The following is a 15,783-nucleotide window of genomic DNA, read 5'->3' as shown; positions in this document are numbered from 1 at the left end:
CCTCTCGAGGTGGCGAACTGTGCACAAGCGAATCAAACACGGCCGTGGCGGGCCTACCATGGCCCCGTTGTGCTGAGTGAAGGAGCGATCGTGGCCCAGAGGTTCCTCCAGCTGGCAGAGGTGTCTGAGATCCTGAACATCTCCGCCGCGCAGGCCTACGCCCTGGTGCGCTCTGGCGAGCTGCCCGCCATCAAGATCGGCGGCCGTGGGCAGTGGCGAGTCGAGGTCGCCGAGCTGGAGAACTACATCCAGCGGATGTACGCCGAGACGCGCTCGTTCGTGCAGGCGCACCCCTTCGGTGGCACCGTCGACGACTGACCACCCAACAGCCCCGTGAATCGGGCGACGCGGAGGACGCTGCGGCGCCGCATCAGCGGCGCCGGACAGAGCCGAGCGCAGCGATGGGGATGACGTGGGTCCGCACGACATGACGGGCCCGGCGCGGCTCGTCCGGCGCATGCTCGGCCAGGTCGAGGTGGTCCGCCCCGACCGCGTCGATCGTCCCAGTCAGCACCTGGCCGTCGAGATCCGCCAGATCGACGACCGCACGGTCACGGCTGATCCCACGCAGTGCCGCCCCCAGCGTGAAGCGTCGTCCGACCAGGCTTCCCTCCTGTGCTCCGGGGCGCAGGCCCGTGATGCCCCGCACCGCCGCCAGCGGCACGAGGTGTGTCTGCTGGGCGGTGTCGACGAGCAGCAGCCAGTCGGGACCGACGTCGCGTGGCGCGCCGACGATGACTCGGGGACCCTGCGCTCCGGGTAGTCGAACCGAGATGGTCGCTCGGCCGACGTTGGCGAGCAGGCGGCTGTACAGGGGGATGAGGGCCCGCTCGCGTCGCGTCCGGTCAGCGATCTCGGCGTCGCGCTGGAGGCTGGCCTCGGCGTCGAACCGGGCATCGAGCTCCTCGAAGAGGCGCTCCCATCTCATGGCGTCACCCTCGATCCGGTGCCGGACTCGTCAACGGGGCCAACTGTACTGCCAGCATCGAACGTAGCCAACTATTGCCAAACGAAAGCAAACGGCATTAAATCCATCCTATGAGCAATTCAGCACCTGGTCCGGTTGGCGACGCGCAGCACCCGGCGGTCGCAGGAATCCTCATCGCCGGCGCATCCGGTCTCGTCAGCTGGTGCCTCTCCCGCATGGCGACCAGCGGCTGGCCGGGGGCCTCGCCCACCGGTCCCGCCAGCGTCGACGAGGTCATCGGGTCGGCGTTGGCGTGGGCCGGGGCCGTGCTCACCGGCTGGCTGACGCTCACCGTCTCCGTCGGGCTCGTGTCCTCGGCGCCAGGGGTCGTCGGAGCCCTCTGTCGCCGACTGGCACCGTTGCTGACGCCGCACGTCGCACGCCGGCTGCTCTCCCTCACCCTTGGCGCGTCGGTCGGCACCGTGGCTCTGCCCGCGCCGGTCGCCATCGCCACGAGCACCGCAGACGCCGGCGGTCGGCAGCAGGGCGTCCCGGCGCCGGGTCCTGGCTACTCGGCGACCAGTCAGACGACCACCACGGGGTTGGCCAGGGCGGACGACGTCGCGTCGGCCCCTGCGGCGCCCCGGCCGGGGTGGGTGCCCGATCGACCGACCCCGGCCCTCCGACCCCACCACGGGCGCGTGCTCGCGCCGGCACTTCGGCCGACGAGCACGACGAGCGAGACGGTCACCGTGCGACGAGGCGACTCCCTGTGGTCGATCGCCGCAGCGCACCTCGGATCGGGCGCCACCGACGCCGAGGTCGCAGCCGAGTGGCCGCGCTGGTACGAGGCCAACCGCGCCGTCATCGGTGACGATCCCGACGTGGTCGTGCCGGGTCAGCAGCTGCAGCCACCTCTCGCCGAGGTGTTCCGGTGACCGCGGCACGGGCCCGGGAGTCATGGGGTCGCCGGACCTCGGCCAGCTCCGCCTTCAGCGTGCGCCATATCCCCGACACCGAGCCCGGGCGGATCAGCGCGGATGAGGCGTGGCAGTTCGAGTCGACGCCGTACACCCAAGAGGCGTTGGCCCTCGACTTCTTCCCCACTGTCGATGACGAGTTCGCGCACCGGCCGACCCGATCCACCGACCTGCCGGAGCCCGAGCCGTTCGTCGCCAAGATCGCGCAGGCAGTCGTCGAGGTCATCTCTGGTCAGCGGCCGGCCACCCAGCTCATTCGGCACACGAGCCCGACCGTGTACTCGCTGCTCGCCCGCCGGGCGCTCGTCTCGACCCGCCGACTGCGCGGCGAGGCCCGGCGCCCAGCTGTGGTCCGGCGGATTCGACTGTGCGAGCCCGCCGACGGGGTCATCGAGGCGTGTGCGGTCGTCGTCTCGCACGGCCGGGTCCGCGCGCTCGCGTTCCGCCTCGAGGGCCTCGACGGCCGGTGGTTGATGACCCAGGTGGCCGTCGGCTGAAGCGTCGCGCAGGGAGCGGAAAAGTCCGACCAGGGGTGGTCGGACCTTTCCTACCGCGCCGCCGGTTCAGCGCCGGCGCCGCTTCACCTTCTTGCCGCGACGGTCCGCCTTGCGCTCGACGGGCTGCTGTCCGGTCTCGACCGCCCGACCGTCCTCGCCCGGGGCGGAGTAGCGCAGCGCGGCCGACCGCTGCTGCGGGGTCGCCAGGCCGACACCAGAGACCTTCACGCCATCCGAATGCCCTCCCGCCCCACTGACGTCGGCGGCCAGGCTGGCTCGCGTCCGCCCGGCACTCGCCGACCCGGCACCCGCTCTCACGGCAGCGACCGGCTCCGCGGCGGGGGCCTCGGCAGCGACAGTCTGGGCGACCCCCCCGACGAGGTCACCGACGGCCATCGGGGTGGCACCCACCTGCTGCGCCGGCGGTGTCACCTCGACCTGCACGGAGAAGATGTGCGATACCGACTCCTCCTTGATCGCATCCATCATGGCCTCGAAGAGCTGGAACCCTTCACGCTGGTACTCGATCAGCGGGTCGCGCTGGGCCATGGCCCGCAGCCCGATGCCCTCCTGCAGGTAGTCCATCTCGTAGAGGTGCTCGCGCCACTTGCGGTCCAGGACGGAGAGCACGACCCGGCGCTCGACCTCGCGCATCGTCGCCGACCCGAGCGCCTCCTCGCGCTGGTCGTAGGCGTGATGCGCATCGGACATCAGCTGTTCCCGAAGCAACTCTCCGTTGACGCCGTTCCGGCCGCCCGCGAGGTCCTCGAGCTCCTCGACAGTGATGCCGACGGGGTACACCTGTCGCAGTGCCTCCCAGAGGCGCTCGAGGTCCCAGTCCGCAGCGAATCCCTCGGCGGTCGCGGCGTCGACATAACCGCCGACGACATCGTTGACGAACATCCGGAGCTGCTCGTGAAGGTCCCGGCCCTCGAGGACGGCCCGTCGCTCCTCGTAGATGACCTGGCGCTGTCGGTTCATCACGTCGTCGTACTTGAGGACGTTCTTGCGGATCTCGTAGTTCTGGGCCTCGACAGCACCCTGAGCCTTCTGGATCGAGTTCGTCACCATCTTCGACTCGATCGGCTGGTCGTCCTCCATGCCGGCGGACACCATGAACCGGTCGACAAGGGCCGCGTTGAACAGCCGCATCAGGTCGTCCTGCAGCGAGAGATAGAACCGCGACTCGCCGGGGTCGCCCTGGCGACCGGACCGACCACGCAGCTGGTTGTCGATGCGGCGGGACTCGTGCCGCTCCGTGCCGAGCACGTACAGCCCGCCGATGCCGGTGACCTCGTCGTGCTCGGCCCCAACCGCCGCTTCTGAGCCGGCGAGGGCCTCGTCCCACGCCGCTTCGTACTCCTCCGGGGTCTCCTCCGGGTCGAGCCCGCGGCGCTTGAGCTCCGCGACTGCGCGGAACTCCGGGTTGCCCCCGAGCATGATGTCGGTGCCTCGTCCGGCCATGTTCGTGGCGACCGTCACGGCGCCCTTGCGGCCGGCCTCGGCGACGATCGACGCCTCGCGCTCGTGCTGCTTCGCGTTGAGGACCTCGTGCCTGATGCCCCGCTTCTTCAGCTGCTGGGAGAGGTACTCGCTCTTCTCGACCGATGTCGTCCCGACGAGGACCGGCTGCCCCAGCGTGTGCCGCTCGACGATGTCGTCGACGACCGCGTTGAACTTCGCGACCTCAGTCCGGTAGACGAGGTCGGCCTGGTCCTTCCGGATCATCGGCATGTTCGTGGGGATCGGGATGACACCGAGCTTGTAGATCGAGTTGAGCTCGGCTGCCTCCGTCTGGGCGGTACCGGTCATGCCGGAGAGCTTGTCGTACATGCGGAAGTAGTTCTGGAGGGTGATCGTCGCGAGGGTCTGGTTCTCGTTCTTGATCTCGACGCCCTCCTTCGCCTCGATCGCCTGGTGCATTCCCTCGTTGTAGCGGCGCCCGGGGAGCATGCGGCCGGTGTGTTCGTCGACGATGAGGATCTCGCCGTTCATGACGACGTAGTCCTTGTCCCGCTTGAACAGCTCCTTGGCCTTGATGGAGTTGTTCAGGTAGCCGATGAGGGGGGTGTTGACGGTGTCGTAGAGATTCTCGATGCCGAGCAGGTCCTCGACGCGCGCGATGCCGCTCTCCAGGACCCCGACGGTGCGCTTCTTCTCGTCGACCTCGTAGTCCCCACGGCCGTCCTCGCCCCGGGACAGGCGCGATGCGATCCGGGCGAACTCGACGTACCACTTCGTGGCGATGTCGGCCGGACCGGAGATGATCAGCGGCGTGCGCGCCTCGTCGATGAGGATGGAGTCGACCTCGTCCACGATGGCGTAGTGGTGCCCTCGCTGGACGAGCTCCGCAGGCTCCCATGCCATGTTGTCGCGCAGGTAGTCGAACCCGAACTCGTTGTTCGTGCCGTACGTGATGTCCTTCGCGTACTCCGCGCGCCGCTGCTCGGGCGTCATGCTCGAGAGGATGCATCCGGTCTCCATGCCGAGGGCCCGGTGGATGCGCCCCATGAGCTCGGACTGGTACTCGGCGAGGTAGTCGTTCACCGTGATGATGTGCACGCCCTTGCCCGTGAGCGCGTTGAGGTAGGACGGCAGCGTCGCCACGAGGGTCTTGCCCTCACCGGTCTTCATCTCCGCCACGTTCCCCAGGTGGAGCGCAGCGCCGCCCATGACCTGCACGTCGAAGTGCCGCTTGCCGAGCGTGCGCTTGCTCGCCTCGCGAACCGCCGCGAAGGCCTCGGGGAGCAGGTCGTCGAGGCTCTCACCGGCCTCGAGGCGCGTGCGGAAGCTGGGGGTCTCCTCGCGCAGCTCTTCGTCGGTGAGCTTCTCGAAGTCAGCCTCGAGGGCATTGACCTGCGCGGCGATGCCCTGAAGGCGCTTCAGGGTCCTGCCCTCGCCCGCGCGGAGCAGCTTGTCGATGCCCAAGACCATGGTGCGTACTCACTCCCGACTCAACGTCATGCCACCCGCCGCTGGGCGGGCACGATCACCCGTGTGCGTCACGGGACCTGCCTAGGCTAGTCGCAGGCAGGCCCTCCCGACCAACGGACCGCTGCCGCGCGGGAGTTCCCGACCCACCTTCATCGGCCGTATGCCGCCGGGCTCGCTCTCAGGAGGGCGTGGCCATCACGACGTGGTCGAGCCCGAGCCAGCGGGCCATCGACTCGAGATTGCGCTCCAGTGCCGGACGGGCGTCGGGGGGCGCGTCCGGCTCCCAGGTGACGGCGTGGCAGCGCAGGACCCCGGCCGCGCGGTCCGCCTTGAGGTCGCAGCGCGCGACGAGCGCGTCGCCGAAGAGAAAGGGCAGGACGTAGTAGCCGTGCACGCGCTTGTGGGCGGGGGTGTAGATCTCGATGCGGTAGTGGAAGTCCCAGAGGGCGTGCACCCGGTCGCGTTGCCAGACGAGGGAGTCGAACGGGCTGAGCAGCGCCTCGGCGTGAACCTTCCGGGGGATGCGCGCGCCCGCGTGCAGCCACGCTGGGCGCCAGCCGGGCACGTCGACGGGGATGAGCTCGCCAATGGCCTCGAGCCGGCTGATCGCTGCTCGGGCATCGGTGCGCGTGATCCGGAAGTAGTCGGCGAGACAGAGCTCGGTACCGATGCCGTGCGCCCGCGCGGCGATGCGGACGAGCTCGATGAACCGATCCGGGTCGGCCTCCGGCCCGGGCCGATCACGCCACACCGATCTCAGGTGCCGCGGCGCCGTCTGCTCGAGCGACGCATACCTCCTCTCGAACTGCGCCGTGCGCCCGGCGGAGCTGATCCGTCCGGCCCAGAAGAGGTATTCGAGGGCCTGCTTGACCTCGCTCCAGTTCCAGCCCCAGTTGTCCTTGCCGCGCGGCTGGTCGTGGTTGAGCGCGACCTCGACCTCGCGAGCGGTCATCGGCCCCCGGTCCTCGACCTCCTGCTCGACCAGGTCGACGAAGTCCGGGCGCTCCGCGAGGATCCGGCGCATCGACCCCCAGGCGCCGTCCGCGGCGCGGCGCATCCGGTGGTCTAGCAGCGGCCAGGTCTCGGGTGGGATGAGGCTCGCCTCGTGGGCCCAGTACTCGACGAGCCGCCGAGGCGCCCGGTCGCGAGCCCGCTCGAGGATCGCCCGGTCGTACGGCCCGAGACGGGAGAAGAACGGGAGGTAGTGGCTGCGCGACACGACGTTGACGCTGTCGATCTGCACGACGCCGACCCGGTCGATGACGCGCTGGATATGGCGCATCGAGGCAGTGAAGGGGGCCGGACGCGGGTCGAGAAGGCCTTGGGCTGCGATGGCGATGCGCCGAGCCTGCACAGGGGTGAGCCGACGGACCGGGCCGGTCGACACGCCGCCGTTCACTCCCCCGGCTCGATGAGGCGTTGCCGCACCGCGTACATGGCAGCCTCCATGCGCGAGTGCATCTGCAGCTTGTCCAGGATGTTGCGGATGTGGTTGCGGACGGTGTTCTCGGAGATGAACAGCGCTCCGGCGATCTCGCGGTTGAGCTTGCCGCGCGCCACCTGCCGGAGGATCTGCAGCTCGCGATCGGTCAGCCGCGGCAGCTCGAGCTCCGGGGTCGGCGCCGGAGCCGCGGCCTCGTGCAGGCTCATCTTGGAGAACTCCTGGAGCAGCTTCGAGGCCATCATCGGCGAGATCAGCGACTGCCCGTCGAAGACTCCCCGGATTCCGACCGCCACCTCCTCGGGCGGCACGTCCTTGAGCAGGTAGCCGTTGGCCCCGGCGCGGACGGCCTCGAACAGGTGCTCCTCGTCGTCGGAGCTGGTGAGCATGATGATCCGAGCCGACGGGATGCGCTGCTTGATGACCCGGCAGGCCTCGATGCCGCCGCGTTTCGGCATCCCGACATCCATGACGATGACGTCGGGCAGCGTCTCCTCGGCAAGGTCAACCGCCTCGTTCCCGTCGGCCGCCTCCCCGACGACGTCGATTCCGTCTTCCGTTGCGAGCACGGTCTGCAGCCCGCGCCGGTACAGCGCGTGATCGTCCACGATGAGCACTCTGATGACATCTGGAGGTGCGGGATTCACCCCCTCATCTTGGCAGGGCCGGCGACCATCCGGACCATCGCCGTCAGACGTGACGGGGGCTTGGGTCAGCCCGTGGCAGCGACGGGTTGCTCCGTCTCCAGGTGCAGGACCCCGTAGCTCCAGCCGCGTCTGCGGTACACCACGCTGGGCCGGTCGGTGTCCATGTCGTGGAAGAGGAAGAAGTCGTGGCCCACGAGCTCCATTTGGTTGACCGCGTCCTCGAGGGACATCGGAGCCGCGGTGTGGACCTTCTCGCGGACCTCAATGGGCGAACTGCCCACGGCGCCGAAGCGGCTCTCCTCCTGCGGGCCAGCCCCGCCCACGGGAGCGGCCTCCTGCGCGGTGGGCGCCGACCCGTTCTCCGCGTCGATGCGGGCGGTCGCCTGCGCGACCGACTCGGGAACCCGCCTGCCCCGGCTGACGCGGCGCTTGTCGTTGACCCTGCGAAGGCGTTCCATGAGCTTGTCGACTGCGGCGTCGAGTGCGGCGTACTTGTCATCGAGCGCAGCCTCCGCCCGGATGACAGGCCCCTTCGCTCGGCAGGTGATCTCGACTCGCTCGGACCCACGGCCTCGAGCAACCTGCTCGTGCGTCACGACGACGTCGATTCGATGCACCTTCGGCGCCAGTGCGGCAACCTTGCCCAAGCGCTCGTTCAACAGCTCACGGAATCGGTCAGGGACCTGGACGCGGCGTCCAGTCACGACAATCTCCACGGTTCCTCCTTGATCGCGCTCTGGGCGCTCAGTGCTCCTGGTTCGGGGCCCGGGACAGGCCCCCGCATCACCTCGGCACCACCCTCTCCGTCATCAGGCCCGCCGCGGTAAGACTCTCGAGAGGACGCCGCACCGCGGGGCCGGGGGTCTCCTTTCGATGACAGTACTTGGACCCATCGGCTGTGGGAAGGCATCCCCCCAGGACCGTCGGTCAGGGACCCGAGCGTCGTCGCGTCGCTGCGATGACTGCCGCCCGGACGTCGGTCGCCCCAGCGGCCCGCACCGCCCGCGCAGCTTCCGCAAGGGTGCTGCCCGTCGTGACGACGTCATCGACGATGAGGCAGAGCCGCCCCCGGACGAGCTCTGCCGTCCGGGGTGCCACCTCCATGGACGACTGCAGGTTGGCGGACCTGCCGACGGCCCCCAGGCCCGCCTGGTCAGCGACCACCCGTCGGTGGTGGAGAGCGTCCACCGGGCCCAGCAGAGGTGGCCTCGGTCCAGGGTCACCCGCAAGGCACTCGAGCGCGTGGTGCGTCACCTGCTCGAGCGGACGGTCGCCTCGCAGCCGCACGGCCCGCGCTGACGAAGGGACGGTGATGATGAGGACCGGACCGGCCGCCCAGCTGCCTCCGCCCGGCGGGCGGATGCAGGTGGGCGCAGGTCCGCGGAGAGCATCCGCCATCGCCGAGGCCAGGAGCACGGCCAGCCCCCGATCGAGGTCCCTCCTGCCCCCGTCCTTCCAGGACCGGATGCCCGCGCGCAGGGGGCCGGTGTACTGACCCCAGGCGAAGCACGAGGGGAAGCCTGTCGGGACCGGATCAGGCGCAACCTGGCGGACGCTCGGTGCCAGACGGGACCGGGCGAGCGCGGCCGAGCAGCGTCGACACCATGAGTCGCCGGGACGCCTGCAGGCAGCGCACTCGAGAGGCAGCACGAGATCGATCAGCTCGGCGAGGAGACGGACCACCCCGCCAGCAGATCGTGGTGGATGCCGATGAGCCAGCCGGATTACGCGCGCTGTGGAGTGCGTCGCCGAGCGGCCGCGCCTGTGGACCGCAGGCCCTGGTCCGACCGCAGTCGATCAGCGGCCCGGCAGGAGCAGGTCGGTGCCCTCCGCGATCTGCCGCCAGCTCAGACCCGCCTTGGCCATCACCCGGTTGTCGTCCGTCAGGCAGATGAGACCCCGCTGGCTCCCGGCCGTCGTGATCGTCCTGGCACCCCCCGGAACCTTGTCGAGACGCTCCTTGGAGGGATCGCTCTGGCCAATGCGCAGGCGCAGTCCGTCGAGGCCGCCACCGACGTGGCCGATCCACGGAATGACGTCGCCCCGGTCCGTCAGCCGACCGAGGACGGCAAAGGACTCGGAGCCGAGCCAGACCACATCCCGCATCTGTCTCAGCGGCTGCGCCTGGCGCAGTGGCTCCGCGAGCGCCGCCGGTTGTCCGTTGGCTGCCCGCACGACACCAGCGACGTGCAGCTGGTCGGCTGAGGTCTTCGGGTCCCTGGTGATGATGAGCGCGCGGCTCCCGTCGCCCGACAGCGTCAGTGCCACGATCTCCCTCGCGCCAAGCCAGGGCACGGCGACGGGGACGGGCTTCGGCTGCGGCACCAAGGACGCCGTGTTGAGCGTCCAGATCCGTGCGCTCCCCCCCGCCCGCCCGGCGACCCAGAGGTACTGGCTCCGGTCATAGGCCGGCCGGATGAGGTTGGTCCAGCTGCCGGTGAGGCGGACCACCTTCTCGTGCGCCGGCCAGATGGACAGCTCCTTGAAGTCCCCGCCGACCGCGGCGACCTGGTTCCCGTCGCGGGACAGGGTCAGCTGGTTCCACTCACCTGGCGGCTCGCTCGGGTCGTCCGGCTTGAGGGACTGAGCCCCCCGGCGCGCCTGGGCATTGGCATCATCGGCGATGAATGTGGGATCGATGCGCTTGAAGGTCTTGCCGCTGCGGATGAGGGCCGAGTCGAAGATCGGGGCTGGCGTGAAGCCATAACCGACCTCCTGCGGCGTGGACAGGGTCGTGCCCACGCCGGCGAGGTCCAGCGCGGTGCCCTCGACGGAGATGGAGATCGAGGAGACGTTCGCCCTCGTCAGCGTCGCCGACAGCTGTGCCCACATCGCGCGCCGGTCCTCGAGGCCCGCCGAGAACGCGCTCGAGGTGAGGTCCACCCGCGCATGCCCGGACTCGATGGGGACCGAATCGACGGCGAGCCGCGTCGCGTTGGGAAAGCCGCTGGTCACCGCACCGGCGAGGTGGGGTGGCACGGGCTCGAGCTGGGCGCGCGCCAGGCTCGTGGCCAGCCGCGGCCCCCGCGGGAACCACCGGGTGTCGGGAATCAGCTCGCGGCCGGAGGGCGTGACGTAGTGCACGGGAGCGGCGACATACAGGTTGTCGAAGGCCGTCGCCTCCAGCCAGACACCGAAACCCTCTTCGGGCAGGTCGAGCCGCCACTGACCCGCCACCCGCGTCAGGCCGAAGGTCGTGCGGATCACCGTGCCGGGCTCGGTGTCGCGGTAGCGGCCATCGGTCCCGAGGACGCCCACCGGCGCGACGCTGACCTCGACGGAGCTGCCGCCGGTTAGCCGGACGTGGAGGTCGCTGGCCCGGTTGTAGATGATCGTGTCGCGCGCAGACCAGCGCCACCTGCCCACCGACGGCTCGGTGAGGTAGGCCTTCGCGGTGGCGTGCGTCTCGGCCTGGTCCTCACCCGCGCGGATGAAGCCACGGGCGATCTGCTCGGGGCTCGCGCCCGCGACGGGCAGTTGCGCCGTCACCCGGTATGGGTCGTTGAACGGTTCGTCGAGCCGGCGCCCATCGCTGACCCTGGAGGAGTCCGGCAGTCCCGCACAACCGGCGACCACTCCGGCCACGAGCAGGGCAGCGAGGACGACCCACACCCGGCGCCGGACGGCGGACCTCATGACGGGTGCTCCGCCCTGGTCGGCGGCTGGGCACGGGTGATCCGCCGCAGCTTGACGGTGTCCTCTGTCGCGCGGTCAGTGGCGTTCCAGGCCGGCTCGCCTGCCTGGGCCTGGTCGCGATGGACTCCCACGGCAAGCGGGCTCAACGGCAGTGGGGAGCCGGTGATCGTCGCATCGGCGTGTCGTGGAAGGGTGAGCCGGAAGCAGGAGCCCTCCCCCGGGGCTCCCCAGGCCTCGAGCCTTCCGGCGTGCAGTCGGGCGTCCTCGAGCGAGATGGCCAGTCCCAGGCCGGTGCCGCCGGTCGTGCGAGCGCGGGCCGGGTCCGCCCGCCAGAACCGGGTGAACACGAGGGCCGCCTCACCCGGCCGCAGGCCCACGCCATGGTCTCGGACGGTGACCGCCACGGCCGAGTCGTTGGCGCCCAGGGTCACCTCGACCGGTCGACCGTCGCCGTGCTCGATCGCATTGGCGATGAGGTTGCGCAGGACGCGCTCGATCCGGCGTGTGTCCATCTCGGCCACGACGGGGAAGCTCGGCTCGTTGACGACCAGCTCGATGCCCTTGCGCCCAGCGAGGGTACGGTGGGCGTCGACCGCCCGCTCAACACAGCCGCGCAGGTCGGTGGCCTCGATCTCGAGGACAGCGGCGCCGGCGTCGAAGCGCGAGATCTCGAGCAGGTCGGTCAAGAGGGACTCGAAGCGGTCGAGCTCACCCATGAGCAGCTCCGCCGACCTCGACACGGTCGGGTCGAAGGCGCCCCGTGAGTCGTGGATGAGATCCGCGGCCATCCGGATCGTCGTCAAAGGGGTGCGCAGCTCGTGGGACACGTCGGAGACGAATCGCTGCTGGACCCGCGACAGGTTCTCGAGCTGGGCGATCTGCTGTTGCAGCGACGCCGCCATCGCATTGAACGAGTTGCCGAGGCGCGCCAGGTCGTCCTCGCCCTTGGCTCGCATGCGCTCATTGAGGTTCCCCTCAGCGAAACGCTCGGCGACGATCGCTGCGCGACGCACCGGGTCCGCGACGAGCCGGGTCACGACGAAGGCGATGGCACCGACGAGGAGGATGAGCGCGACCCCACCGAGCACAAAGGTCCGGCCGACGAGGTTGATGATGTCCCGTTCGCGCTGCATCGGATAGATGAAGTAGAGGCCGTAGTCGCCGACGACCGGCAGGGCCACCTGCTGCCCCACGACGAGGGCGGAGACGGTGTTGTCGCCGAGCTCGACCGTCGTGATCTGCATCTGCTGCCGGTCGGGGTTCTCTGCGACAGCCTGGGACAGCTCCTTGGGGATGAAGCGGGCCCCGACGGAACCGCTCTCGATCGGCCCGATGATGTTGGGGTTGTTGTTCGTCTCGAGGCGAGACAGGACGACGTAGCGTTCCTGCGTCCCGCTGTCGCGCTGCAGGGACCTGATCTGGTCGGTCGCCCCTTGGCTGACATCGGCCGTGGAGTCCACCTTGTCGGTGTACTGGAAGTAGTTCTGCGTGTCCTTCGCGTCACGCTGGGAGTCGACGGCGGCAATGCTCTGGCGCCCGTCGACGAGACCTTGGGCGATGGAGCCGTACAGATAGGTGCCAACCGCCGTGAGCACGAGGATGCCGAGCAGCATCGTCGCCACGACGACCCGGAAGCCGAGCGAGGCGCGCCACAGGTGAAGGGGTCGGCGCCACAGCGTCCTCAGCTGCTGCCCCAGTCTCTCCGTGCGGCTCCGGGGTTGGTGGCCCCGGGCTGTCTCGTCGATCTCCATCACTGCGTGGGCCGCTCACTCATCTCCATCGCCCGGACTCCGCGGCGCTGCCGTTGCCGACAGGCCTCAGGCGGGCCCCGCCTTGTAGCCGACGCCCCTGACCGTGACGACGATCTCCGGACGCTCGGGATCGTGCTCGATCTTGGACCGCAGCCGCTGCACATGGACGTTGACGAGACGGGTGTCGCCCGCGTGGCGATATCCCCACACCTGCTCGAGCAGCACCTCGCGGGTGAAGACCTGCCACGGCTTGCGCGCGAGCGCCACGAGCAGGTCGAACTCGAGCGGTGTCAGCGACAGCGCCTTCCCGTCCCGCCTGACCGAGTGCCCGGCGACGTCGATCTCGAGATCACCGATCGTCAGCTTCTCCGGCGCCGGCTCGTCCCCTCGGCGGAGTCGAGCCCGGACCCGTGCGATGAGCTCTTGGGGCTTGAAGGGCTTGACGACGTAGTCGTCGGCCCCTGACTCGAGCCCGACCACGACGTCGACCGTGTCGGTCCGCGCCGTCAGCATGACGATCGGCACGCCACTCTCCGCTCGGATCCGACGGCACACCTCCATGCCGTCCACGCCGGGGAGCATGACGTCGAGCAGGACGAGGTCTGGTCGCGCCTCCCGGAAGGCCGGAACGGCGTCGCCTCCGTCGGCCACGTGGGTGACCTCGAGGCCCTCGTTGCGCAACACGATGCCCAGCATCTCGGCGAGGGCAAGGTCGTCGTCGACGACCAGAACCCGACCCTTCACTTCTTCTCCCTTCGCAGCCCGCAGGTGGGCCCGCACATCATGGCCACATCATCACACAGCGGCGCGGGCCGTCGGTGCTGCAGAGGCGCGGTCTCACCCGAGGTCATTCGGTCACGAACCACTTGTCCTTGATCTTGACCGCCTTGAACCGGTGGATCACCTGTGCTGCGACGTCGGGCTTGACCGTGGCTGCCTCGAAGGTGGCCAGGTCGTCGATGACCGTCGCCCCGTCGATGCTCAGACCGTCGAACATGCCCCGCAGCTCCTGCAGCGAGCTGAGCAGCGGCGTCAGCGCCTCCCCGCAGTCCGGCGCGGCACCCTCGATGCTGTCGACGGGATTGCCGTCTGCCGCCATGAGGGCGCAGACGGCGACACCGTCGCCGGCGACGAGGGCGGCGAGCCAGGACTCCATGGCCGCCTCGGGTGTGGCCTGGTCGACCGCACGTGAGGCTGTCGTGGCCGTGGGCGTGGCGGTCGCCGCGTCCACGGGTGTGGTGTCCGCCCGTGGGACGGCGGTCGGCGCGGGACTCATGAAGGCGTCCTCAAGCGTGCCGCAGGCGCCGAGCGCCAGGGTGAGGGTGAGCGCCAACGCACCGCTCAGGAGCTTTCTCATCGTTGCCTTCGTCTCGTACTCCCCGGATCGTGTCGCCGGGAGTTCATCGGTTCCGGGTGCAGGGCCGCCCACCAGGCGGGCTGGTGACCCAGCCACGCGATGCCGTATGCCGCTGGGCTCGGCGGGCTCAGCGGCATACGACCGCGTGTGGCTGGTCTGCACTTCGGTGGCGTCAGTACCGGTAGTGCTGCGGCTTGTACGGGCCGGCCACGTCCACCCCGAGGTACTCGGCCTGGCCCTTGGTCAGCTCGGTGAGTCGCACTCCGAGCGCATCCAGATGGAGCCGGGCGACCTTCTCGTCGAGCACCTTCGGCAGCGTGTAGACCTGCTTGCCGTAGTCGGTGTTCTTGGTGAACAGCTCGATCTGGGCGATCGTCTGGTTCGAGAAGCTGTTGCTCATGACGAAGCTCGGGTGTCCGGTGGCGTTGCCGAGGTTCATCAAGCGGCCCTCGGACAGCACGATGATGCTGCGCCCGCCCGGGAAGGACCACTCGTGGACCTGCGGCTTGATCTCCGTCTTGCTCACACCGGGCACCCGGGCGAGCCCGGCCATGTCGATCTCGTTGTCGAAGTGCCCGATGTTGGCGACGATCGCCTTGTCCTTCATCTGGGTCATGTGGTCGGCGGTGATGACGTCGTAGCAGCCGGTCGTCGTGATGAAGATGTCGGCCTGGTCGACGACATCGTCGAGCCGGAGGACCTGGTAGCCCTCCATCGCCGCCTGGAGGGCGCAGATCGGGTCCACCTCGGTGATGACGACACGGGCACCTTGACCCGCCAGCGACTGGGCGCACCCCTTGCCGACGTCGCCGAAGCCGCAGACCACGGCCATCTTGCCGCCGATGAGGACATCGGTTGCACGGTTGAGTCCGTCGATGAGCGAGTGGCGGCAGCCGTACTTGTTGTCGAACTTGCTCTTGGTCACCGAGTCGTTGACGTTGATCGCGGGGAACAGCAGGTCGCCCGACTCGGCGAGCTGGTAGAGCCGGTGGACTCCAGTGGTCGTCTCCTCGGTGACGCCCTTGATCCCGGCGGCGACGCGCGTCCACTTCTGGGCGTCGCTGGCGAGAGTCTGGCGCACCAGCTCCTTGAAGACGCCGAACTCCTCGGAGTCCTCCTCGGTCGTCGCGGGGACCTGTCCGGCGGCCTCCCACTCGACTCCCCTGTGGACGAGCATCGTCGCGTCGCCGCCGTCGTCGAGGATCATGTTCGGGCCGTCGCCGTCCGGCCAGGTGAGGATCTGCTCGGTGCACCACCAGTACTCCGGCAGGGTCTCGCCCTTCCACGCGAAGACCGGAACCCCCTTGGGGTCCTCGGGCGTCCCGTCGGGGCCGACGACGACGGCGGCCGCCGCCTCGTCCTGGGTGGAGAAGATGTTGCATGAGGCCCAGCGGATCTCGGCTCCGAGCGCGGTGAGCGTCTCGATGAGAACCGCCGTCTGGACGGTCATGTGGAGGGACCCCGCGATCCGGGCGCCCTGGAGCGGCTGGCTCTCGGCGTACTCCGCGCGCAGGGCCATGAGCCCGGGCATCTCGTGCTCCGCGAGGCGCAGCTGGTGCCGGCCGGCCGCGGCGAGGCTCAGGTCGGCCACCTTGTGGTCAAAGGACATGACAGATCTCCTTGGCTTGGTGTG

At 69.5% G+C, this 15,783-nt stretch carries 14 protein-coding genes; 3 read left to right on the top strand and 11 right to left on the bottom strand.

Features of this window, described 5'->3' with window-relative positions:
• The first annotated feature begins 90 nt into the window (after positions 1-90).
• Positions 91-318, top strand: coding sequence for a helix-turn-helix domain-containing protein (locus ABF401_RS19120; protein WP_353511172.1), 228 nt, complete (start codon positions 91-93; stop codon positions 316-318).
• 52 nt (positions 319-370) lie between these two features.
• On the opposite strand, the gene ABF401_RS19115 is transcribed toward ABF401_RS19120, so the two are convergent.
• The gene (locus tag ABF401_RS19115; RefSeq protein ID WP_353511171.1) at positions 371-928 is read right to left on the bottom strand and encodes a hypothetical protein; all 558 of its coding nucleotides are present in this window, start codon (positions 926-928) and stop codon (positions 371-373) included.
• A gap of 110 nt (positions 929-1,038) precedes the next feature.
• On the opposite strand from ABF401_RS19115, the gene ABF401_RS19110 reads away from it, so the two are divergent.
• Together ABF401_RS19110 and ABF401_RS19105 are read left to right on the top strand one after the other, a co-directional pair.
• On the top strand, positions 1,039-1,845 hold the full coding sequence (locus ABF401_RS19110) for a LysM peptidoglycan-binding domain-containing protein (protein WP_353511170.1): 807 nt from the start codon (positions 1,039-1,041) through the stop codon (positions 1,843-1,845).
• Positions 1,842-2,384, top strand: a complete 543-nt coding sequence (locus tag ABF401_RS19105; protein ID WP_353511169.1) for an Rv3235 family protein — start codon at positions 1,842-1,844, stop codon at positions 2,382-2,384. Before ABF401_RS19110 ends, ABF401_RS19105 begins: the two co-directional genes overlap by 4 nt.
• A gap of 66 nt (positions 2,385-2,450) precedes the next feature.
• On the opposite strand, the gene secA is transcribed toward ABF401_RS19105, so the two are convergent.
• From secA to ahcY, 10 genes are all read right to left on the bottom strand, one after another.
• Complete coding sequence (gene secA / locus ABF401_RS19100; protein ID WP_353511168.1) at positions 2,451-5,318, bottom strand: preprotein translocase subunit SecA; 2,868 nt, start codon at positions 5,316-5,318, stop codon at positions 2,451-2,453.
• Between the two features lie 178 nt (positions 5,319-5,496).
• Positions 5,497-6,600 carry a winged helix-turn-helix domain-containing protein gene (locus tag ABF401_RS19095; protein WP_353511167.1) on the bottom strand — a complete coding sequence of 368 codons (1,104 nt, stop codon included), beginning with the start codon at positions 6,598-6,600 and terminating at the stop codon, positions 5,497-5,499.
• A gap of 113 nt (positions 6,601-6,713) precedes the next feature.
• Positions 6,714-7,367, bottom strand: coding sequence for a response regulator (locus ABF401_RS19090; protein WP_502908293.1), 654 nt, complete (start codon positions 7,365-7,367; stop codon positions 6,714-6,716).
• A 104-nt stretch (positions 7,368-7,471) separates the two neighbouring features.
• Positions 7,472-8,122 (bottom strand): ribosome hibernation-promoting factor, HPF/YfiA family, encoded by a 651-nt coding sequence (gene hpf, locus ABF401_RS19085; RefSeq protein WP_353511165.1) that lies wholly within the window; start codon positions 8,120-8,122, stop codon positions 7,472-7,474.
• A 211-nt stretch (positions 8,123-8,333) separates the two neighbouring features.
• Entirely contained in the window at positions 8,334-9,089 is a 756-nt protein-coding gene (locus ABF401_RS19080; RefSeq protein WP_353511164.1) for a ComF family protein, read from the bottom strand.
• 114 nt (positions 9,090-9,203) lie between these two features.
• Entirely contained in the window at positions 9,204-11,042 is a 1,839-nt protein-coding gene (locus ABF401_RS19075; protein ID WP_353511163.1) for an LpqB family beta-propeller domain-containing protein, read from the bottom strand.
• A complete protein-coding gene (gene mtrB / locus ABF401_RS19070) occupies positions 11,039-12,793 on the bottom strand; it encodes an MtrAB system histidine kinase MtrB (RefSeq protein WP_353511162.1) in 1,755 nt (584 codons plus the stop codon). Before mtrB ends, ABF401_RS19075 begins: the two co-directional genes overlap by 4 nt.
• A gap of 66 nt (positions 12,794-12,859) precedes the next feature.
• A complete protein-coding gene (mtrA, locus tag ABF401_RS19065) occupies positions 12,860-13,537 on the bottom strand; it encodes an MtrAB system response regulator MtrA (protein WP_353511161.1) in 678 nt (225 codons plus the stop codon).
• A 103-nt stretch (positions 13,538-13,640) separates the two neighbouring features.
• Positions 13,641-14,150: a hypothetical protein gene (locus ABF401_RS19060; RefSeq protein ID WP_353511160.1), complete on the bottom strand. Its 510-nt coding sequence runs from the start codon at positions 14,148-14,150 to the stop codon at positions 13,641-13,643.
• A 172-nt stretch (positions 14,151-14,322) separates the two neighbouring features.
• Positions 14,323-15,759, bottom strand: coding sequence for an adenosylhomocysteinase (gene ahcY, locus ABF401_RS19055; protein WP_353511159.1), 1,437 nt, complete (start codon positions 15,757-15,759; stop codon positions 14,323-14,325).
• Positions 15,760-15,783: the final 24 nt, after the last annotated feature.

This window comes from Intrasporangium sp., from assembly GCF_040414665.1.
Taxonomy (GTDB): Bacteria; Actinomycetota; Actinomycetes; order Actinomycetales; family Dermatophilaceae; genus Intrasporangium.
This window is presented reverse-complemented; position numbering and strand designations above follow the sequence as displayed.

Bases quoted from the DNA above. Each gene is read 5' to 3' on its own strand.
- ABF401_RS19115 (WP_353511171.1), bottom strand. From the start codon at position 928: ATGAGATGGGAGCGCCTCTTCGAGGAGCTCGATGCCCGGTTCGACGCC.
- ABF401_RS19110 (WP_353511170.1), top strand. From the start codon at position 1,039: ATGAGCAATTCAGCACCTGGTCCGGTTGGCGACGCGCAGCACCCGGCG.
- secA (WP_353511168.1), bottom strand. From the start codon at position 5,318: ATGGTCTTGGGCATCGACAAGCTGCTCCGCGCGGGCGAGGGCAGGACC.
- ABF401_RS19095 (WP_353511167.1), bottom strand. From the start codon at position 6,600: ATGCGCCATATCCAGCGCGTCATCGACCGGGTCGGCGTCGTGCAGATC.
- ABF401_RS19075 (WP_353511163.1), bottom strand. From the start codon at position 11,042: ATGAGGTCCGCCGTCCGGCGCCGGGTGTGGGTCGTCCTCGCTGCCCTG.
- mtrB (WP_353511162.1), bottom strand. From the start codon at position 12,793: ATGGAGATCGACGAGACAGCCCGGGGCCACCAACCCCGGAGCCGCACG.
- ABF401_RS19060 (WP_353511160.1), bottom strand. From the start codon at position 14,150: ATGAGAAAGCTCCTGAGCGGTGCGTTGGCGCTCACCCTCACCCTGGCG.
- ahcY (WP_353511159.1), bottom strand. From the start codon at position 15,759: ATGTCCTTTGACCACAAGGTGGCCGACCTGAGCCTCGCCGCGGCCGGC.